The 19,495-nt window shown below is 72.8% G+C and carries 20 protein-coding genes; 8 read left to right on the forward strand and 12 right to left on the reverse strand.

Translation table 11 applies throughout. The annotated features are described in order from the left end of the window. Window positions 1–21: 21 nt before the first annotated feature. From IEZ27_RS30560 to IEZ27_RS30570, 3 genes are all read right to left on the reverse strand, one after another. On the reverse strand, window positions 22–483 hold the full coding sequence (locus tag IEZ27_RS30560; protein WP_125638077.1) for a nuclear transport factor 2 family protein: 462 nt from the start codon (window positions 481–483) through the stop codon (window positions 22–24). A 25-nt stretch (window positions 484–508) separates the two neighbouring features. Beyond that, a complete protein-coding gene (locus IEZ27_RS30565; protein ID WP_221762375.1) occupies window positions 509–1,405 on the reverse strand; it encodes an alpha/beta fold hydrolase in 897 nt (298 codons plus the stop codon). Between the two features lie 181 nt (window positions 1,406–1,586). Next, on the reverse strand, window positions 1,587–2,078 hold the full coding sequence (locus IEZ27_RS30570; RefSeq protein WP_229824490.1) for a GNAT family N-acetyltransferase: 492 nt from the start codon (window positions 2,076–2,078) through the stop codon (window positions 1,587–1,589). Window positions 2,079–2,337: 259 nt separating this feature from the next. Between IEZ27_RS30570 and IEZ27_RS30575 the strand changes: the two genes are divergently transcribed. After that, a complete protein-coding gene (locus IEZ27_RS30575) occupies window positions 2,338–3,009 on the forward strand; it encodes a 4'-phosphopantetheinyl transferase family protein (RefSeq protein WP_189650409.1) in 672 nt (223 codons plus the stop codon). Window positions 3,010–3,022: 13 nt separating this feature from the next. Here the strand turns inward: IEZ27_RS30575 and IEZ27_RS30580 are convergent, their stop codons facing one another. Both IEZ27_RS30580 and manA read right to left on the reverse strand, forming a co-directional pair. Beyond that, the gene (locus tag IEZ27_RS30580) at window positions 3,023–3,646 is read right to left on the reverse strand and encodes a flavin reductase family protein (protein WP_189650410.1); all 624 of its coding nucleotides are present in this window, start codon (window positions 3,644–3,646) and stop codon (window positions 3,023–3,025) included. A gap of 59 nt (window positions 3,647–3,705) precedes the next feature. Beyond that, window positions 3,706–4,875: a mannose-6-phosphate isomerase, class I gene (manA, locus tag IEZ27_RS30585; protein WP_229824491.1), complete on the reverse strand. Its 1,170-nt coding sequence runs from the start codon at window positions 4,873–4,875 to the stop codon at window positions 3,706–3,708. 116 nt (window positions 4,876–4,991) lie between these two features. Between manA and IEZ27_RS55075 the strand changes: the two genes are divergently transcribed. Then, on the forward strand, window positions 4,992–5,597 hold the full coding sequence (locus IEZ27_RS55075) for a TetR/AcrR family transcriptional regulator (RefSeq protein WP_189650411.1): 606 nt from the start codon (window positions 4,992–4,994) through the stop codon (window positions 5,595–5,597). On the opposite strand, the gene IEZ27_RS30595 is transcribed toward IEZ27_RS55075, so the two are convergent. Beyond that, the gene (locus IEZ27_RS30595) at window positions 5,537–6,616 is read right to left on the reverse strand and encodes a hypothetical protein (RefSeq protein ID WP_229824492.1); all 1,080 of its coding nucleotides are present in this window, start codon (window positions 6,614–6,616) and stop codon (window positions 5,537–5,539) included. The two genes, IEZ27_RS55075 and IEZ27_RS30595, sit on opposite strands and share 61 nt — an antisense overlap. Window positions 6,617–6,752: 136 nt before the next feature. Here IEZ27_RS30595 and IEZ27_RS30600 point away from each other — a divergent pair, with 136 nt between their 5' ends. Further along, on the forward strand, window positions 6,753–7,481 hold the full coding sequence (locus IEZ27_RS30600) for a ThuA domain-containing protein (RefSeq protein ID WP_189650412.1): 729 nt from the start codon (window positions 6,753–6,755) through the stop codon (window positions 7,479–7,481). A 1-nt stretch (window position 7,482) separates the two neighbouring features. Here IEZ27_RS30600 and IEZ27_RS30605 read toward each other — a convergent pair whose 3' ends face one another. Beyond that, window positions 7,483–8,457: an NAD(P)-dependent alcohol dehydrogenase gene (locus IEZ27_RS30605; RefSeq protein ID WP_189650413.1), complete on the reverse strand. Its 975-nt coding sequence runs from the start codon at window positions 8,455–8,457 to the stop codon at window positions 7,483–7,485. Between the two features lie 331 nt (window positions 8,458–8,788). On the opposite strand from IEZ27_RS30605, the gene IEZ27_RS30610 reads away from it, so the two are divergent. After that, window positions 8,789–10,645, forward strand: coding sequence for a trypsin-like serine peptidase (locus IEZ27_RS30610; protein ID WP_189650414.1), 1,857 nt, complete (start codon window positions 8,789–8,791; stop codon window positions 10,643–10,645). 73 nt (window positions 10,646–10,718) lie between these two features. Next, on the forward strand, window positions 10,719–11,861 hold the full coding sequence (locus IEZ27_RS30615; RefSeq protein WP_189650415.1) for a Glu/Leu/Phe/Val dehydrogenase: 1,143 nt from the start codon (window positions 10,719–10,721) through the stop codon (window positions 11,859–11,861). Between the two features lie 99 nt (window positions 11,862–11,960). On the opposite strand, the gene IEZ27_RS30620 is transcribed toward IEZ27_RS30615, so the two are convergent. The 3 genes from IEZ27_RS30620 to IEZ27_RS30630 form a co-directional block, all read right to left on the reverse strand. After that, window positions 11,961–12,749 carry an alpha/beta fold hydrolase gene (locus IEZ27_RS30620; protein ID WP_189650416.1) on the reverse strand — a complete coding sequence of 263 codons (789 nt, stop codon included), beginning with the start codon at window positions 12,747–12,749 and terminating at the stop codon, window positions 11,961–11,963. Window positions 12,750–12,927: 178 nt separating this feature from the next. After that, entirely contained in the window at window positions 12,928–13,749 is an 822-nt protein-coding gene (locus tag IEZ27_RS30625) for an SDR family NAD(P)-dependent oxidoreductase (RefSeq protein WP_189650417.1), read from the reverse strand. Window positions 13,750–13,871: 122 nt separating this feature from the next. Next, window positions 13,872–14,348 (reverse strand): NUDIX hydrolase, encoded by a 477-nt coding sequence (locus IEZ27_RS30630; protein WP_189650418.1) that lies wholly within the window; start codon window positions 14,346–14,348, stop codon window positions 13,872–13,874. Window positions 14,349–14,466: 118 nt separating this feature from the next. Between IEZ27_RS30630 and IEZ27_RS55330 the strand changes: the two genes are divergently transcribed. Continuing rightward, window positions 14,467–14,730, forward strand: a complete 264-nt coding sequence (locus IEZ27_RS55330; protein ID WP_189650419.1) for a catalase-related domain-containing protein — start codon at window positions 14,467–14,469, stop codon at window positions 14,728–14,730. 111 nt (window positions 14,731–14,841) lie between these two features. After that, complete coding sequence (locus IEZ27_RS30640; RefSeq protein ID WP_189650420.1) at window positions 14,842–15,747, forward strand: glycoside hydrolase family protein; 906 nt, start codon at window positions 14,842–14,844, stop codon at window positions 15,745–15,747. Between the two features lie 28 nt (window positions 15,748–15,775). On the opposite strand, the gene IEZ27_RS30645 is transcribed toward IEZ27_RS30640, so the two are convergent. Further along, window positions 15,776–16,726, reverse strand: a complete 951-nt coding sequence (locus tag IEZ27_RS30645) for a sulfotransferase family protein (RefSeq protein ID WP_189650421.1) — start codon at window positions 16,724–16,726, stop codon at window positions 15,776–15,778. Window positions 16,727–16,935: 209 nt separating this feature from the next. Here IEZ27_RS30645 and IEZ27_RS30650 point away from each other — a divergent pair, with 209 nt between their 5' ends. Continuing rightward, complete coding sequence (locus IEZ27_RS30650; RefSeq protein ID WP_229824493.1) at window positions 16,936–17,964, forward strand: phage baseplate protein; 1,029 nt, start codon at window positions 16,936–16,938, stop codon at window positions 17,962–17,964. A 49-nt stretch (window positions 17,965–18,013) separates the two neighbouring features. On the opposite strand, the gene IEZ27_RS30655 is transcribed toward IEZ27_RS30650, so the two are convergent. After that, window positions 18,014–19,459, reverse strand: coding sequence for an MFS transporter (locus IEZ27_RS30655; protein ID WP_229824494.1), 1,446 nt, complete (start codon window positions 19,457–19,459; stop codon window positions 18,014–18,016). Between the last annotated feature and the right edge of the window lie 36 nt (window positions 19,460–19,495).

Raw genomic sequence — 19,495 nt, forward strand, 5'->3', positions numbered from 1 at the left:
CCGGCCCGCCGGGATGCCCGCTCAGTCGTCGGATCTGAGCCCGTTGGGGCCGATCGGGCCGAAGAACGAGCTGAAGTTGGCGGTCCCGTCACCGAAGATGCCGCCGCGGCCCTCGACGACGCGGCCGTTCTCCCACCGCATCAGGTCCACGCCCTCCATCTGGAGGTGCTCGTAGAAGGAGGTGCCGTCCGAGCCGGTGCGCTTGCGTACGGCGGTGCAGCGGTTGACGTCGATCGTGTAGCCGTCCACCGGGTTGACCAGGCAGGCGATCTGCTCCATGCGCAGCGTGCCGCCGGCCAGCCGCTGCCAGGTCCTGATGAAGCCCATGAAGGCGTCGAGGCCGTCGTGCCATCCGGCGTACGGGTGGTTGCCGGGGGACTGGAACCGCACGTCGGGGTGCCAGTACTCCAGCGCGCGCTCGCGGTCGCCGGACCGCAGCGCCTGGTGGGCCGCCGCCAGTCGCTCAGCCGTCAGATCCGACATGGCTCTCCTCTCACTGCGTCGGGTGCTACTGCATCGGGTGCTTGGCGAGGAAGGCCGAGACGCCTTCGCCGACCGCTCTCGGGTTCATGATCTGCAGGCCGTGGGTGGCGCCGACGATGCCGCAGCGCTCGGCCTGGGGCAGCCAGTTCATGAGGAAGTGCTGCGCCTCGCGGAAGCCGGGCATGGCCGCCTCGCTGTCCAGGCCCATCACGGCCAGCACCGGCATCTGCGGCTTGTTCGGCACGAGCTGGTCGGCCTTCGACATGCGGAAGCCCCAGCCGCCCAGGGCCGGGAAGTCCACCGTGAACGTGACGTCCGCGCACTCCTCGACCCGCTCCCACACGTCGAGGGGGCAGGTCATGTCGACGGAGCCGAGGTAGCTCGGCCCGCAGACGGCGGCCATGAAGTCGCAGGCGGCGGTGAGCTTGTCGCCCTTCTGCACGAGCTGGATGGCCGTCATCACGGCGTCGTTGTTGGCCTTCTCGGCCTCGGCGCCCTCCCGCGGCAGGTACGGCTCCAGCAGCACCGCGGAGTGCGTGCGCTCGGGGTAGGAGAGCATGAACTGGAAGCCGATCACGCCGCCGAAGGAGTACGACATGACGTGCGCCTTGTCGATGCCGAGGTGGTCGAGGAGCTGCTTGGCGTGCTCGGCGCCCTCCTCGATGCTCAGGCTGTCCTTCTCCAGCGTGCTGCCGTTGTACCCGGCGCGGTAATAGCTGATGAACTGGTACTTGTCGAGCAGCTCCGGGTTGTACTTCAGGAGCGGCGTGATGAGGCCGTCCGAAATAGAGGTGCAGTGGATGCACAGGACCGGCTCGCCGCGCCCCACGACCGTGTAGCGCAGTTCCGCGTTGTTGACCTTTACTCGCTTGTCGTGGTCGAGTTTCCAGTCTCGACCGGCGTACAAAGCATTCGCGCTCATGCCATTCCTCTCACGCGATCACTCGACCGTTCTCGTGCCCGCTTGGCGATACTCAAGAATGGTTGCCAGTGGCCGTGGAGAAGGTCAACGAGAGGGCCGCTTCCGGAGTATTCACCGCGAAATACGCAGGGGAACTCTGTCAAGTCGGCGCGCGTGGGAGGGGGCGCGGGAGGGGCGCGGGTCAGGGGAAGGTCAGCTCGTACTCGACCTGTTCGATCGGGTTGCCGTCGCCGTGGTCGTGCGCGCGGGCGACGCCCGACTCGGTGAAGCCGCTCTTGGCGTAGAAACGGCGTGACTGCGGCATGTCACGCAGCGTCCACAGGTGCACGCGGGTGAAGCCGTCGTCGCGGATCCGGCGCAGCGTGTCGGTCATCAGGGCGCCGGCCACGCCGGAGCCCCAGCCCTCGGGGTGGCCGTAGAAGCTGAAGATCTCCGCCGCGCCCGGCCGGGACGGCGAGGGACCGAAGTAGGAGAAGGCCAGGCGCCGCCCGTCGAGCGCGGCGAGCACCAGGCGGCCCTTCGGCTCGGCGAGCACGTCGTGCCACCTGCCGCGCCGATGGCGGACGGCCTCCTCGACGAACTCCTCGGCGAAGAAGCCGGCGTGGGCGGCTTTCCATGATTCGGCGTGGATCTCTCCCAGCGCCTCACCGTCGCCCGGAGAGGCTGGGAACACTGTGAAAATTCCGGTCACAAGATCACACTAGTGGAGAGCCCCGCCGGGGTGTTCGGCGGCGGAGCGCGGGCACGTACCCGTGAAGTATCACGCGGGGCGGCGCGTCCGCCGCCGCGGCAGGCGTTCGAGGAGGTGCCGGCGAGAAGCTGCGCGAGACGGCCGTCCGGGCGTGGCGGCCGGGTCGGTCGATCACGCGATCCCGGCCGCCGTGCCGCGGCCGGAGGTCATCCGAAGCGCTGGTGCGCGGAATGGAGGCTCGATGAGGTGGCTGGCTCGCGGGGAGGGACATCTCCCGGCGGGAGAGGACCGGTCGGCAGGAGCGGACGACGGCCCGCCCGCCGAGCACCCGCTGGCCCGCTGGACCGTCAGGCAGGCGCTGCACCTGGTCTGCCCCGGCCCCGCGGGGGACCCGGACGTACGGCGGCGGCCCGACGGCGCGGCGCAGGCGTGGCGGGACGGCCGCCCGCTGCCGGTGGGCATCTCGCTCACCAGCCGCGCCGGATGGGCGGTCTGCCTGCTCGGACTGGAGCCCGGAGCCGTCGGCTGCGACCTCGAACTGGTCGAGCCGCGCGGCCCGGAATTCGTCGCCGACCGGTTCACCCGGCAGGAGCAGCAGATCATCGGCGGCGACCCGCTGCTGGGCAGCCTGCTCTGGTCGGCCAAACAGAGCGCGTCGAAGGTGTTGCGCCGCGCCGAGAGCCGTTCGCTGGAGGTCTCGCTCGGCTGCGGCCGGTCCTGCGACGGGTGGAGCGGGCTGACCGTACGCGCGGGCGGGGGCGGGGTGGCGCACGGGTGGTGGCGCAGGTTCGGCGGTCTGGTGCTGACCGTGGCGGCCGACCGTCCCACGCCGCCGCCGCGCGGGCTGGAGGAGCCCTCGGCGCTGGCGTCGGCCCGTCCCTCGTACGCGGGTTGCGCCTCGACGGCCGGCTGACCCGCCGCCGGGGTCAGGCCGGACGCGGGGTCTGCGTACGGTAGGAGTGGCCGAGCTCCGGACCGAGGCCGAAGTAGTGGCGGAAGTTGTAGACGAGCGGGCTCCAGGCGGCCGGGTCGACATGCTGGGTGCCGGGGACGACGATGCGCGGGTCGGCGTGCACCTTGCGCACGACGGCCTCGACGATGACGAAGTCGTCGGACTCGTTCGTCCGGATCTGCGCGGCGACGGCCTCGAGCTGGAGGGGGCACTCGGCCACGCGCGGCGGCCGTACGGTCTCGGAGGGCTCGGGGCGCAGGCCCGCCGCGCCGAACTTGTCGGCCTCGAACCGGCAGCCGGCCGCCTTGGTGTCCGGCACCGGGTCGCGGCCGGTGAGCGGCGCCAGCCGTTCCACCTGCGGCCACAGGTGCGGCGCCGGCAGGTTGATCACCAGCTCGGGCCGGGCCGCCAGGTTCCGCGCGGTCTGCCCGTCGGCGCCGAGGCCGAGCACGACCGTCCGGCCGAGTGCCCAGGCCGACGACATGGGGGCCAGGTTGGTCGAGCCGTCCGGGTTCTGCGTGGTCAGCAGCACGACCGGGGTGCCGAAGTAGAGGATGCTGGGCTCGATGGCGATGTGGCCGATGGTTGCCGTGTTCATGGGGGGAGCCTAGGAAGGCGACGTTCAACCGGCGGCCGAAATGTCGCCGTCCTGCGGATCTACACTGTAAAGGCGCCTGGTCCGGCCAGGTACGCCACACCCTTCCCCGACAACACCGTCCCGGCGACGGCCGCGACGAACGCCGACTCGCCCGGCCGCAGGGCCAGCTCGCCGACCCGGGTCTCGCCTTCGAGGCAGAACACGATCCGGGGCAGCCCGCCGGGCAGCTCGACGGGGTCGGCCGCGGTCAGGTCGTAGCGCGTGAGGGCGAACTCGGGAGCCGGCGGCACGTAGCGCAGCTCGCCGGCGCCGGGCCGTTCGGGCTCGACCAGGTGGGGTTCGGCGGGCGTGAAGTCGACCACCCGCATCAGCTCGGGCGCGTCCACGTGCTTGGTGGTCAGGCCGCAGCGCAGGACGTTGTCGGAGCTGGCCATGATCTCCACGCCGACGCCGCCCAGGTAGGCGTGCGGCACGCCGGCGCCGAGGTAGAGGGCCTGGCCGGGGAGCAGGTCGACGTGGTTGAGCAGGAGGGCGGCCACGACTCCGGGGTCGCCGGGGCAGGCGGCGGCGATCCCGGCGTACGGGGCCAGGCCGGGGTCGGCGGAGTCGGCGAGGGCACGTTCGACCTCGGCGCGCAGCGGGGCGCAGGAGTCGTCGAGCATCTGGGCGAAGACGGCGCGCAGCGCCTGGCCGGCGGGCCGGGTGGCGAGCGCGTCGATCCACGGCTGGAGGCCGGGCACACCGAGGCGGGCGAGCAGTCCGGCGGTGACGACGGGGGAGCGGAAGCCGCACAGCCCGTGGAACGGGGTGATCGCGCAGATCATCTCGGGTTTGTGCGAGCGGTCCTTGTAGGTGCGGGCCGGGTCGCCGATCGGGACGCCGCGCGCCTCCTCGGCGGCGAACCCGGCCTCGGCCTGCGCGATCGTGGGATGGACCTGGAGTGACAGCGGCCGGGCGACGGCGAGCACCTTCAGCAGGTACGGCAGCGCCGGCCCGAACCTGGCGACCGCGGGCCCGCCGAGGGCGGAGACGGGGTCGGCCGCGATGAGCCGGTCGAGGGGCACCCCGCCGGCGACCGAGGCGTCGGCCGGATGGGCGCCCATCCAGAGCTCGGCCTGCGGGCGGCCGGTCGGCTCGGTGCCGAACAGCTCGGGCATGGCGGTGACGGAGCCCCAGTCGTAGGGGCGGATGGTGGTGTCCAGGCGCATGGGCAGATCGAACGTCGGCACAGGGCAGGAGCGTAGCCGCCCGCGGCCCGTCCCGCGCGGCCCGGGGTCCGGTCGGGCTGCACGCCGGTACAGTATGCTTTCCGCGCGAACAGTCCGCTGTACGAATCGGTGGTGCGATGACGACCGTCCAGGACCCGGAGGACCTCACGGCGCGGGCGCGTATCCGCGACGCCGCGATCCGGCACATCGGCGAGCACGGGTTCGAGCGGGCCACGATCCGCGGCATCGCCGAGTCGGCGGGGGTCTCGCTCGGCCTGGTCCGCCACCACTTCGGCTCCAAGCAGGCGCTGCGCGAGGCGTGCGACGAGCATCTGATGAAGATGGTGCGCCGGCTCCACGACGAGGCCGCCACCGGGTTGTCGGCCGGGTTCAGCCCGGTGGCCGTCATGGGCCCCTACCGCGCCTACCTGGCGCGGGCCCTGACCGAGGGCGGGGCCTCACCGCTGTTCGACGAGATGACCGGGATCGGGGAGCGCTGGTTGTCCGCGGCCGACCGGGAGCGGGGTGAGGCGCCGGACGTCCCGGCGCGGGCGCGGGCGGCCGTGATGGCCGCGATGGCGCTGTCGGTCCCGGTCCTGTATCCGCACGTCGCCCGTGCCATGGGCGCCGACCTGTCCACGCCGGAGGGCGAGCGCCTGCTGATGCGTACGCTGATCGAGATCTACTCGCGGCCGGTGCTGAGCCCGGAGGCCGCCGCCGAGGCGCGTGCCGCGCTCGGCTGACCCGCGATCAGCGCGGCCCCGCTGCGCTCGTCCGGCCAGATCGAGGAGGTGTCCACGTACGGGCGCAGCAGGCCGGTCAGCTCGGGGTCGCCGCGGCCGTTGAGCTCCTTGGAGGAGATCTTGCGTGCCACGCCCGCCACGATGTCGGCCACCTGGACGCGCGTGTCGAGGTGCGAGGCGACCAGCGTCAGGCTCGTCAGCACCAGTGGTCCGGAACGGCCGCCCGGCCGGGCGAGCAGCGACCGCAGCCGCTCGACCCGTTCCTCGGTGAGCGTCGTCTGCCGGTCGTGCACGACGGAGACGGGCCGGCCGCCCGCGCCCCAGTACGCCACCGCGTGCGCGATGGCCGGGATCAGCGGGTCGAGGGCGGGGAAGACGTGCGGGTCGTCGAGCAGGCGCTCGGTGAAGGCGTCCACGCGCGGCCGGGCCGCCCACAGCAGGTCCATGATCTCCCCGGCCGGGCCGGGCGTCGTGCGCAGGTCGGCGACCAGCTCGAAGGCCGACTCGACGGAGGTCTCGGGGGCGCGGCCGTTCCTGGCTCTGAGCAGGTGGTTGAAGGCGTCGAGGAAGGCCGTCCAGCGTCCGGGACCGAAGGCCGGGCGGCCCTCCTGGTAGAGGGTGCGGGCCAGGGCGGTGGAGCGTTCGTCCTGGTCGAGGCCGAGGCTGGAGTGGTGGCCTGCGAGCAGGTCGGTCAGCTTGCTCACGGCGAAGTACGCCTTGTCGGTCAGGTGCACCCGGGCATGGCCCAGGATCGGTCCCGACGGGCCGAGCAGCCAGACCAGGGTGGCCCGGTTCTTCTCGCGCAGCACGTGCTCGGCCTTGTACTCGGTGACCGGGGACGGCGCCCTGACGCGCAGCTCCCGTACGATCTCGGCGGCGGCGGCCGCGTCGAGGGAGACGCCGGCGTGGGCGAACACGTCGGTGTTGCCGCCGACGAGCTTCTCGCCCTCCGCGCCCGACTCGTCGCAGGCGATCTCGACGCCGCCGGGCTCGACGGCTGTCCGCGCGGTGCTGTGCATGACGTCCATGGTCACCGGCGAATCTACCCAAACCGCCCTTCCTTCCGCGAGACATTTTCCGTCGTGTCCGGATCGGCCGTGCGCCGGGTAGGGACCGGACGACAGGTGCGGCGGGCCGGGAGGGAGAACATCGCGCGTGAGCATCAACGTGACCGTGTGGGGCGAGAACGTACACGAGCAGCGGGAGGAGAAGGTGCGCCGCCGCTACCCGGACGGCATGCACGGCGCCGTCGCCGACGGCCTGCGCGAGCACCTGGGCGAACGCGTGCGCGTACGCACCGCGACGTTGCGGGAGCCCGAGCACGGCCTCGACGCCGCGACGCTGGCCGCCACCGACGTGCTCACCTGGTGGGGGCACGCGGCGCACGAGGAGGTCGGCGACGAGGTCGTGGCGCGGGTGTGCGAGCGCGTACTGGCCGGGATGGGCCTGCTGGTGCTGCACTCGGGTCACTACTCCAAGGTCTTCCGCGCCCTCATGGGCACCACCTGCACGGTCAACTGGCGTGACAGCGCCGACCGCGAGCTGGTCTGGACGGTCGAGCCCGCCCACCCGATCGCCGCGGGCGTGCCCCAGCCGCTGGTCATCCCCGAGCAGGAGACCTACGGCGAGCCGTTCGGCATCCCCGCGCCCGACGAGCTGGTGTTCGTCAGCTCCTTCTCCGGCGGCGAGGTGTTCCGCAGCGGCTGCTGCTACCGGCGCGGCAAGGGGCGCGTCTTCTACTTCAGTCCGGGCGACCAGAACTATCCCGTCTTCCATCAGGACGGCGTGCGGCGGGTGCTGGCCAACGCGGTGTTGTGGGCCGCGCCGGACGGGAGGCCGGGCGAGCCGCTGCGCAACACCCGCGTGCCCGCCGGGGACTGGTGAGCTACGCCGTGCCGGGCATGATCATGATGATCTTGCCCGCCACGTGGCCCGACCGCAGGTACGTCATCGCGTCGGGGAAGTCGGCCAGCGGGAAGGTCCGGCCGACCACGGGGGTGAGCTCGCCGGTCGCGGCGAGGCCGGCCAGGTGGCGCAGGTCCGCCGGGTCGGCGGCGCTGATGGGGGCCCGCAGGGTGTGCCGGACGAACGGCGACAGCGCCGTGGCCCGGAGCTGGCGGCCGGTGCCGTACAGCCAGCGGCCGGAGGCGTTCTCGCCGCCGACGATCGCGAGGGTGCCCCTGGGCGTGAGGACGCGCCGCAGGTCCGGCAGGGGGCGGTTGCCCGCGGTGTCGAGGACGACGTCGTAGCGGCGGGGCCCGGCGGTCGGGTCCTCGCGGGTGTGGTCGACGACCTCGTCCGCGCCGAGCGAGCGGACGAGGTCGTCCTTGCCGGGGCCGCAGACGCCGGTGACGTGCGCCCCGTACGCCTTGGCGAGCTGCACGGCGAACGTGCCCACCCCGCCGCCCGCGCCGATGACCAGGACGCGCTGTCCCGGGCGGAGGCGGGCGTGGTCGCGCAGGGTCTGTAACGCGGTGAAACCGCTGGTGGGGATGGCGGCGGCGGCCTCGAAGGACAGCCCGGCGGGTTTGCGCACGAGGTGGCCGGGGCGGGCGACGGCGTGTTCGGCGAGCGCGCCGTCGCAGGTGCCGAAGACCTCGTCGCCGACGTCGAGGCCGGTGACGCCGGGGCCGAGGGCCTCGACGGTGCCGGCGACGTCGCGGCCGAGGAGAGGGGAGCGGGGGCGGCGGAGGCCGGTGGCCAGGCGGACGGGGTAGGGCAGACCGGCGCCGAGGTGCCATACGCCGTGGTCGAGGGCGGTGGCGTGCACGCGCAGGAGCACGTCGCCGGGGCCGGGGGTGGGGAGCTCGTGGTCGGTGAGGTCCGGGGTGCCGTAGACGTGCCGGGTGATGGCCTTCATGGCAGGGTCTCCATGTCAAAGAAAGTAGACATGGTGAAGGTAAAACAGAGCGGACACGGTGTCAAGGATTATTGACATCGCCGAGGTTGTGGGGGTGCGGGGCTGGAACGTTTCCTGAGATTTCGCCCGTCGGGCGAAATATCGGTATCGCTACCGATAACGGTACGGATGTATCCGGGAGTTACCCTCTGCCCACCCCCCACCATGGCGGGCCGCCCGTTCGCCGGAGTCGCCGGCCTCCAACCGGCGCAGCGTACGCGCCGGACCGCGTCCGGCTCCCCGGCGATCGGCGGCCTGCTTCGGTCACCCCTCACGTGGAGGTGTCCCTCGCATGATTCCGTCCCGATGGAGAGCCGCGGCCACGGCGTTGATCGCAGCGCTGGCCGTCATCACGCCGGCGACCCCGGCCCCCGCTCTCGCACACGCGACCGCCGTACCCCTGCGGGCGCAGGCCGACAGCCGGGTCTCCCCGGCCGGTGAAGAGGTCCTCGCGGACCTGTCCCTGTCCTACGGCGGATCCGGACGGAGCTGGAGCACTCGCGTCAGCCGGCCCGGCTCCCGCTACGTCAAGGTGCACTTCGCCGCGCTCACCCTCGTCCCGGGCGACTACGTCACCGTCGCCGCGCCCGACGGGCGTGAGGTCCACACCTACTACGGCGACCCCACCCGCGGCCGCTACGCCGCCAACTCCGGATACACCCTGCACGGCGTCCCCGGGTTCGCCGCGCTGTCGGTCGACGGTGACACCGCGGTGGTCACCCTGCACGCGTCCGGCGCGCGGAACGCCGTCCGGCTGGCCCGGCAGGGCTTCGGCGTACGCATCGACCGGTACTTCCGCGGCTACACCACCGACGAGGCCGCGGCCCTCACGCCGAGGACATTCAGCGTGTGCGGCACCGACGCGCGCCGGGACGTCGTCTGCTACAAGGACAGCAACCCCACCGAGTACGCCCGCAGCCGCGCCGTGGCCCGCCAGCTCCTCAACGGCCTCGGCTACTGCACGGCCTGGCGGGTCGGCAACACCAACCGCATGCTGACCAACCACCACTGCATGGAGAGCGCCGCCGACCTGAGCGCCAGCGAGTTCCAGTTCGACTACGACTGCGCGACCTGCGGCGGGAACAACCCCGGCGCCGGGACGAAGGTCGGCGGAGGGCAGCTCCTGAAGACCAGCGCCCTCGAAGCGCTCGACTACACGCTCTTCAGCGTCGCCGACTTCGCCGCGATCCAGGGGTTCGGCACCCTGTACCTCGATCCGCGACCCCCCGTGGCGGGCGAACGCATCTACATCCCCGGCCACGGCGACACCCTGCCCAAACGCCTGTCCCTGTACGAGGACACGCAGGGCGGCGCGGCCTGCAAGATCGACGTGGTGTCGTCCGGGGTCAACACCGGCTACCGCTGCGACACCTCGGGCGGGAGCTCCGGCTCCCCGGTCATCGCCGCCTCCAGCCACAAGGTGATCGCCCTTCACCACCTCGGCGGCTGCCCCAACTGGGGGACGCGCATCACCGAGGTCTACAACGAGATCTCCGGCCTGATCGACAACACCCCGCCGACCGGCGGCGGCGACGACTTCGCGATGACCCTCTCGCCCGCGAGCGGCGGCGTCACGCCGGGCGGGACGACCACGAGCACCCTGTCCACCGTCGTCACGGGCGGCGGGCCCCAGCCGGTGCAACTCGCGGCCACCGGGGTGCCCGCGGGGGCCACCGTGACGTTCGCGCCGGCCACCGTCCAGTCCGGCGGCACGTCCGTCATGACGGTGTCCACCTCCGCGCAGACGATCGCGGGCACGTACCAGATCACGGTGAGCGCGACGGGGCCGGCCGCCACCCACACGGCCGTCTACAGCCTGTCCGTGGCCGCCGCGGGCGGCTGCTCGGGCTACGAGACCACCAAGTCCGGCACGTTGACCTCCGGCGCGGAGCAGTACCAGCCGGACGGCGGATACCTGACGACCACCGTCACCGGCCCGCACCAGGCCTGCCTGGACGGCCCGTCCGGCGCCGACTACGACCTGTACCTGCAACGCTGGAACGGGTCGTCATGGGCGACGGTCGCCCAGAGCGCCGGGTCGGGAGCCGACGAGTCGCTCACCTACACCGGCGCGGCCGGTTACTACCGCTACCGCGTGCACGCCTACTCCGGGTCCGGTTCGTACACCTTGGGCTACAACGCTCCCTGACCCATGGACAGGCGGCCGGGCGACGCCGAGATTGGGCGGCAGGCACGGTTCGCACGGACGGCGGGGAGCGCGGATGAGGATCATGGAACTCGTCTCGGTCGACGGTTATGTCGCCTTCGATCTGGAATGCCCGGTGAGTGCGGGTGGCACCCGGCTGGCGCCGGACGTCACCCGCGAGGAGGCCGGGCTGCTGGCGCGGGCGATGACGTACAAGCTGGCCGTGCTCGGGGAGCGGATCGGCGGGGCCAAGGCGGTGCTGCGGGCCGCGCCCGACGACCGGGGCGCCGTCCTGGCGCGTTACTGCACGGAGATCGCGCCGCTGGTGGCGGCGGGCGAGTTCCTCACCTCCTCCGACCTGGGCACCCGCACCCAGGACTTCGCCCCGCTCCCCGGGTACCGCCCCGACTCGGTGATGCACCGGGAGGCGGGCGGCGGGGAGCCTGCGGATACCGTCCACCGGTCGGCGGGCAGCGGGTCGGCGGCCGCCGTTCACCGGCCGGTGGGCGGGGAACTGGTGGACACCGTCGTGACCGGGCTGGGGGTGGTCGCCGCCGCCGACACCGCGCTCGGCGGGCTCGACGGCCGGACGGTGGCGGTGGAGGGCTTCGGCAAGGTGGGCGGTGCCGTGGCACGCGAGGCGGCGCGACGTGGGGCGCGCCTCGTCGCCCTGTCCACCTTGCAGGGGTGCGTGACCGACCCCTCCGGCCTGGACGTGGCCGCCCTGGAAGAGCTGCGCGCCGCGTACGGCGACGCCTGCGTGACGCGGCTCGGCCTGCCCGTGCTCCCGTCCGGGGCGCTGTACGAGGTGGCCGCCGACGTCCTGGTCCCCGGCGCGCGTACCGGGACGTTGTCGGCACGGCGGGCGGCGACGGTACGGGCCGGCCTGGTCGCACCCGCGGCGAACGTGCCCTACACGGCGGAGGGGCTACGCACGCTGCGGGCGCGGGGCGTGGTGACGCTGGCGGACTTCGTCTGCGGAGCGGGGGCCACGATCGGGTACCTCGCCGAGAGCGCCGGGGAGATCTCCGGCGTCGAGGACGCCCGTGCCCTGGTGGACCGCCGCGTCAGCACCCTCACGGCCGCCGCCCTGTCCCATCCGGAGGGTCCGTACGAGGGTTCGTGCGCGCTGGCCGAACACTTCCTCTCAACCTGGCAACCCCCGTCCGCCCTCCCCATCACCCCACCCCTGGCCCCCGACCCGCCCACCGCTCTCTGACCTCGTTCACCCGCCCGCGCCCGCGAGCCTTGGCCGTCCCGGGCTTCGGCGGGGGCGGGTTCGAGTGGGCCCGCCCCCGCCTGAACCCGTGCGGTCGGGTCAGCCGGCCTGCCCGGAGCGGGTGTCGAGGAACTCCTGTACGAGCGCCGCGAACTCCTCGGCCTGATGTTCCAGCGGGATCACGCCGCCCTTGACCACGGCCTGGGTGCTGTGGGGAAGGGCGGCGGTCAGGCGTTCGAGCTCGGGGAAGGCGAAGGGGTCGTCGGTGGCGCCGACGCACAGCACCGGGCAGCGGACCAGCCCGACACGTTCCTCCATCCGGTACGCGGCCACCGCCTCATGACCGCGTTCCACCTCCGGCAGGACGGTCAGCGCGTCGCGCACGAAACGGGTCAGCAGCGGCCAGGGATAGTAGGGCGCCCGGCGGCTCCACAGGTCGCCCAGGTGGGAGCCGTCGGCGTGTTCGCGTACGGCGTCGATGGAGGGACGGCCCGCGCGGCGCCGCCGCCCCTCGGGGTCGATCAGCGGCGTGGACGACAACACCAGCGCGGTGACGCGCTCCGGCGCCCGCGCGGCCGTCTCGACCGCGACGACGCCGCCCGTGTGATGCCCGGCCACGGCGGCTCGCGGCAGGTCCAGGGCGTCCATCAGGGCCAGCACCCCGGCGGCGTAGGTCTCGATCGAGTGGTCCGGCGGGCGGGCGGAGTTGCCGAAGCCCAGGGTGTCCATGGCGACGGCCCGCCGCGTACGGCCGAGCAGGGGGAGCACTTCGCGGTACTCGTCCCAGGACCGGGGGGTCTGGTGCAGCAGGAGCACCGGCTCGCCCGTGCCGCACGAGGCGTAGTGGATCTGGCCGAACGGGGTGTCGGCGTAGCCGAATCTGATCATGGCCCTCCTCGTGCTCGGGACGGGTCAGGACTCGTGGGCGACGCCCGGCACGGCGGTCGCGGCCACCAGTGAGCACGCCCGGCTGATCCCACGTCCTCACCATCGCAGACGGGACCGCCGCGCGCATCAGCCCCTGGTACGACGTTACGCGGCGAAGGCGCCCCCCAGTGCGGTGCGGTCAGCCGGTCCCGACGAGCGCCTGGCTGCGTTCCCACAGGCGGCGCGCGAGGTCGGCGTCGTCGGCCAGGCGGTGGGTGGCCGACGGGCGGCGCTTCTCGTAGTGGCCGCCGGGTGTCCAGTCGGCGCCCGGCTCGGAGGTGGCCAGCCAGACCAGTGTGTCGGCGCCCTGCTCGGGCGTGAGCAGCAGCCGCTTCAGCGGCGTGTGGTAGAGCAGCCGGGCAGCGCTGTCGCCGCCGCCGGAGAAGTTCGTGGCGACCACGCCGGGATGGAAGGAGGCCGCGGCCAGGCCGTCCGCGCCGTGGCGGCGCTGCAGCTCGCGGGTGAACAGGATGTTGGCCAGCTTGGAGTTGGCGTACGCCCGGCTGCCCGAGTAGCGGCGCACCCCGTCGAGATCGTCGAGGTCGAGGCGGGCGCGGGTGTTGAACAGGCTGGAGGTCGTGACGACCGTGCCGCCCGCGGCCGTGAGGCGGGGCAGCAGCAGCGTGGTCAGCAGGAACGGCGCCAGATGGTTGACCTGGAACGTCGCCTCGTGGCCGTCGGGCGTCGTGGTGCGCGAGCCCATGATCCCGCCGGCGTTGTTGACCAGCACGTCGATGACGGGGTGGCGGTCGAGCAGCGTGGCCGCCAGGGCGCGTACCTGCGACAGGTGCGCGAAGTCGGCCACCTGGTGGTCGGCCGCCAGCTCCTCGGCCAGCGCCTCGGTCTTGCCGGCCGAACGGCCGACGATCACGACGTGGTCGCCGCCGCGCCGCAGGGCGCGAGCGGCGGCGCGGCCGATGCCGTCGCTGGCGCCGGTCAGCACGATGGTCTTTCCCGCCATGGGCCCGATCCTTCCGCACTCGCCCCCACCATAGATCGTCCGGCGGCACGCCCGCCACGCGAGCCCCGGCGGGCCGGTCTCAGACGGGCCGGTCTCAGACGGGCCGGTCTCAGGTGGGCCGGTCAGGCGCCGGTCGTACGGAAACGCGCGGCGGGGTCGTCGGCGAGCGCGGCGTCGAGGCGGCCGCGCATGTCGGGCGTCAGGTCCGGCAGGGCCCGCAGCGGGAACCAGCGGGCCTCGGTGTTCTCCCCGTCGGCCGGGTACGGGTCGCCCGACCGCCAGCGGCAGCGGAACACCAGGTCGAGATAGCGGGCCCGGTCGCCGTTGGGGTAGGTGACCTCGCGCGTGACGTGCACCATGGCCAGCCGCTCTGCGGCGGCGTGGACACCCGTCTCCTCGGCGACCTCGCGCAGCGCGGCGTCGGCCGGCTGCTCGCCGGGGTCGATGATGCCGGTGACCGGTGTCCAGGCCCCGGTGTCGGCACGGCGGACCAGCAGCACCTCGTGCTCGCGCAGCACGACCGCGGTCACCCCGGACAACCACAGCGGCTCGGTGCCGATCTTCTCCCGCAGCGCGACGACGAACTCAGGCGTGGGCATCGCCCCAGCATATTCACACCCGCTCCGACGGCGTCCGCGGATCATCAGGAACGGCTCTGACGTGCGGTCATCCGCGTGACCCGGCCGAACTGCCGGGTGCGCCGAGCAGGGCGCCTTCGTGGAGGTCGCCGGCCGCAAGGTACGCGAGGCGCCCGCGACGTTCTCCGACCACTTCAGCCAGCCGCGGCTGTTCTGGCTGAGCCTGTCGCCCGTCGAACGCGAGCACGTGATCGCCGCCTGCACGTTCGAGCTGGGCGAGTGCCACGAGCAGGCGATCAGGGAGCGCCGGCTCAAGGTGCGGCTCGTCGGCGACCAGCCCCTTCGCGGCGGGTTTTTCGTTCACGCCATCGTTCTGCGCGCCCACGGTGAGAGAAAGGTGTGAACCACGACCCGGCGGTGACCCTAACCCATAAAGTCTATAGGTAATAAGGATAATCCCAAGGAGAGGTAAGCAGCCATGTCCGGCTCCACGTCCTGGCCTAGCCTCGGTTCCATGCCGATCGACGAGAACGCCCTGCTCCCCGATCCCGGCCGCGCCGTCGTGGCGGTCGAGCCGCCGGTCCCGGCGGCCGGTCATTGGGCGGGGGCGCCGAGCGCCGTCGCCGCCGACGGGCTGATCTACCTGGCCTACCGCCTGCGCCGTCCGGTCGGTGAGGGCCGTGGGTACGCCGTCGTGGTCGCCCGTTCGGCCGACGGCGAGCGCTTCGAGCCGCTGACGACCATCACCCGCGAGGAGATGGACGCCGAGTCGCTGGAGCGTCCCTGCCTGGTGCGCACCCCGGAGGGACGCTGGCGGCTCTACCTGAGCTGCGCCACGCCGGGCACCAAGCACTGGCGGGTGGAGGTCGTCGAGGCCGACGACCCGGCCGCGTTCGACCCGCGCACCCGTACGACCGTGCTGCCCGGCGACCCCAAGACCGGGGTCAAGGACACCGTGATCGTACGGCGCGACGGCGTGTGGCACCTGTGGGCCTCCTGCCACCCGCTGACCGACCCCGACGAGGCCGACCAGATGGTGACCGACTACGCCACCAGCGCCGACGGCCTGGACTGGACCTGGCACGGCACCGCCCTGACCGGCCGCCCCGGCCTGTGGGACGCGCGGGGCGTGCGGATCAGCGCCGTACGCTTCGACGGCGACCGGGTCGTGGCCTTCTACGACGGCCGGGCCAGCGCGGGCGAGAACTACGAGGAGCGCACCGGCGTCGCCGTGGGCGCCGACCCCGACGCGCTGAGCGCCCTCGGCGACCGGCCCGCCGCGATGTCGCCGCACCACGGCGGGGGCCTGCGCTACCTCCACTTCGTGGACCTGCCGGACGGCCGCCTGCGGCTCTACTACGAGTACACCCGCGCCGACGGCGCCCACGACCTGCGCACGGAACTGCGTCCCGCCCGCTGATCACCGCCCGCTGACCATCGCCCGCCGGTCAGTGGGCGCGGCCGTTCCTGGCCTGCCGCTGGCCGGGCGGCCTGCTGCCGACCAGCCCGCCCGAACGTTCCCTCGGCCGCAGCCAGTCGCTGAAGTCCTGCCCGGTGACCTGCTGGAGCAGCTCGACGTCTTCGGCGAAGTACGGGATCAGCCGCTGCCGCTGCTCCCATGACAGCGGCCGGCGAGCCCTGCCGCGCCGCTGCAGCAGCCGTTCCAGCGGCCCGGACAGGGGCGCGGGGAGGGTGCGGCGCAGGGTGGACAGCAGCGCGTGCCGCGCGCCGGGGTCCGGGTGCGCGGTCACGTTCTCCCTCGGGACGCCGGTGAGCAACCCCTGTCGTACGCCGAGGAAGGCGCAGATGCGGTCGAGCGTGTCGGCCGGCCGGTCCACGATGTCCCGGTAGCGGAAGATCAGCACCTGGTCGCGGGGGAACAGGGTGAACAGGTGGGCGAGCTGCCCGCCGTACCGGCCGAGTCCGGTGTAGTGCCAGAAGTGCGCCCATCCGGCGGCGACGCGTTCGGGCTCGGCCTCGCAGGCGCGTACCAGGTCGCCGATCGGCTCCAGGCCGGCCGACCACAGGTGGGTCCAGTTGGAGTGGGCGCGCTCGACCGGGTCACGCAGGCTCACGATGAGCCGTACGTGCGGGATCGCCGCGCGGATGCGCTTCTGGGCGTCCAGGTCGTACAGGTAGAAGGGGGTGGACTCGCCGGCGAGCGTCCCGGGGGGAGCGGCGGCGAACAGCGCCTCGTAGTCCGCGCGCCGCCAGACGTGTTCCCGGTAGGTCTCGGCGTCGCCCGGCCCGCCCCGGCCGGGCGGCGGCCCCTCGGTGAGGAAGAACTTCGGCTCCTTGATCGGCGACAGGAACAGATCGGGGTGCGGGTTCAGCGCGGTGTGCAGCGCCGTCGTCCCCGCTTTGGGCACTCCCGCGATCAGGAAATCAGGCCAGGGCACCGTCAGCCTCCCAGTGACGAGAACCGGTATTGCCTAACTTTCCTACCTGCAGTGTAGGAAATTCAAGAGGACGATCTCAGCGACTCCGGCAACGCCTCTGTGTCGCGGGGGATATGGTGACCGGATTGATCATGATCCACCAAACCGGCCGAACTACCAGCAAGGTGATGCATTTGCGTGAAAATCCCCAAACCGGCCGAACGTCTGCCGTGAGTCGTCGCACGCTCTTCCGAACGGGTACAGGAATCGCGGCCGCCGCCGCCACCGGCGGCCTCTCCCTGTACACGGCCGAATCGGCGTACGCGACCGTCCCGGCGTCACAGCGTTTCGTGTTCGAGGGGGCCGGCGGCGACCCCGTTGTGCGGGCCAAGCTCCACCAGCCTTACTGGGCGATGCAGTCCTTCGCCTTCGACCACGTCCACGGGCACATCTACTTCGTGCAGACCAAGGTCGGCAGCACGAACGGCGACCTCTGGGTGACCAGGACCGACCCGCACGGCAAGGTGCTGGGCGCCATGGCGCTGCACGGGTTCGACCACGGTTCGTCGATGGCGATCCAGCCGAGCGCGAACGGCTCCCCGTACGTGTGGCTCGCGGGCGACTGGCGGAGCCTGTCCCCCGGCACGGCCCCGAACAGCCACACGATCTGCCGCATCAAGTACCGCGACGATGGCGAGCTCGACTACGCCAAGGACGCGGGGGTGTGGCGGTTCCCGATCGGCCTCTCCGACTTCCGCGACTGTCCGCGCCCGTCGATCGATCCCTACACCAACCGGCTGCTCGTCCGGTACATGGGAACGACGAGCCCGTGGCGTCTCGCGCTGTTCGACCTTCCCGCCGTCATCAACAACGGCATCAGCGACACCACGCCCATCCTCGCCAAGCGCGCCCTGCCCACCAACGCCGAGATGGGTCTCTCCGAGTCCGACCACTTCCAGGGCGTGACCTCGTACGGCCAGTACGTCTACCTCTCCTACGGCGGCCCGCCCGCCAAGCCCTCGGACCCGGCCAAACCGTCCTACCTGGTCCGTCTCGACATGAACAAGGCCGGGGCCTCGGTCGAGCAGGTGTACCGGACGCGAGCGGGCGAGTCGCTGCCCGGCCGCGAACCTCAGGGAATGGCGATCTGGCGATCGCCGGACGGCCCGCGCCTCGCGTTCGGCTTCTCCAGCAAGATCAGCGGCAGTCCCGACGAGTTCCGGGCGACCGTCTTCTACAAGAGCGACCTCACCGGGTAGGCCGCCCGCCCAACGGGTCCGTCCGGGCTCGCGCCGCCCGCCTGCGCCGTCAGCGGCGGGCGGGCGATGCGGGGGCGGCGGCGTCGTCCGCGGCCGCCTGCCCTCCGGGGCGGGCGGGCAGCGCCAGCGTGATCGCCGCGGCGGCCAGCGCCGACCCGCACCCGACCAGCATCCCGGCCCGGAAACCGGCCTCCGACGGCACCGTGTGCGCCCCCAGCCGGATCGTCAGCTGCGACAGGATCACCCCGACGACCGCCGCCGACACCGTGGTCCCGATCGAACGCATCAGCGTGTTGAAGCTGTTGGCCGCGGCCGTCTCCGACCGGGGCACCGCGCCCATGATCAGCGCGGGCATCGCCCCGTAGGCCAGGCCGACGCCGAGGCCGCACACGCAGGTGACGACCAGCATGCCCCAGGCCGAGCCCAGCAGGGCCGTCGAGGAGCCGTACCCGAGCGCCATGACCAGGCTCCCGGCGATCAGGGTGACCTTGGGGCCGCGGGCGGCCGACAGCCGGGCGCCGAGCGGCGAGACCGCCATCATCATCAGGCCGGAGGGGGCCATCCACAGGCCGGCGGCCAGCATCGACTGGCCCAGCCCGTAACCGGTGGCCGCGGGGAGCTGGAGGATCTGCATGACGATCAGCGCCTGGGCGTACATCGAGAAGCCGACCACGATCGAGGCCAGGTTGGTCAGCAGCACCTGGCGCCGCGCGGTCACTCGCAGGTCCACCAGCGGCTCCCGGACCCGCAGCTCCCACCAGCCCCACCCCGCCAGGACCAGTACGGCCACGCCCAGCAGCCCGAGCGTGGTCCCGCTGGACCAGCCCCAGTCGGCCCCCTTGGAGACGCCGAGCAGCAGGCACACCAGCCCCGCGCCCAGCCCGAGCGCGCCCGGCACGTCGAGCCGCCCGCCCTCCGTCAGCTGAGGCGTGGGCGGCACCAGCAGCCGGATCAGCACCGCGATCAGCACGCTCAGCACGGCCGAGCCCCAGAACAGCACCCGCCAGCTCGCGTACTCGGCGACCGCCGCCGAGACCGGCAGCCCGAGCGCCCCGCCGATGCCCATGGACGAGCTCATCAGCGCGATCGAGGGGCCGAGCCGGTCGGGCGGCAGCAGGTCGCGCAGGGCGCTGATGCCGAGCGGGATCAGGCCCATGCCCATGCCCTGCAGCCCACGGCCGACGATCATGGGGGCGAGCGAGCCGGCCAGCGCGCAGGTCACCGAGCCGGCGATCAGGGGCGCGGTGCACACGAGCATCATGCGGCGCTTGCCGTACAGGTCGCCGAGCCGCCCGGTGACCGGTGTGGTGACCGCGCCGGCCAGCAGGGTGACGGTGATCACCCAGGAGGCGTCGGAGGCGGTGCTGTGCAACATCCGTGGCAGCTCGCCGACCAGCGGCACGACTAAAGTCTGCATGAGCGAGGCGACGATGCCGGCCACCGCCATCACGCTGACGACGCCGCCAGGGCGGGCGGTGGATGTGGAGCCCCCCACGTCGATCTCCCCTCGTCCGGAGGATGTGCACCCTAC

Source organism: Nonomuraea spiralis, assembly GCF_014648435.1.
GTDB lineage: Bacteria > Actinomycetota > Actinomycetes > Streptosporangiales > Streptosporangiaceae > Nonomuraea > Nonomuraea spiralis.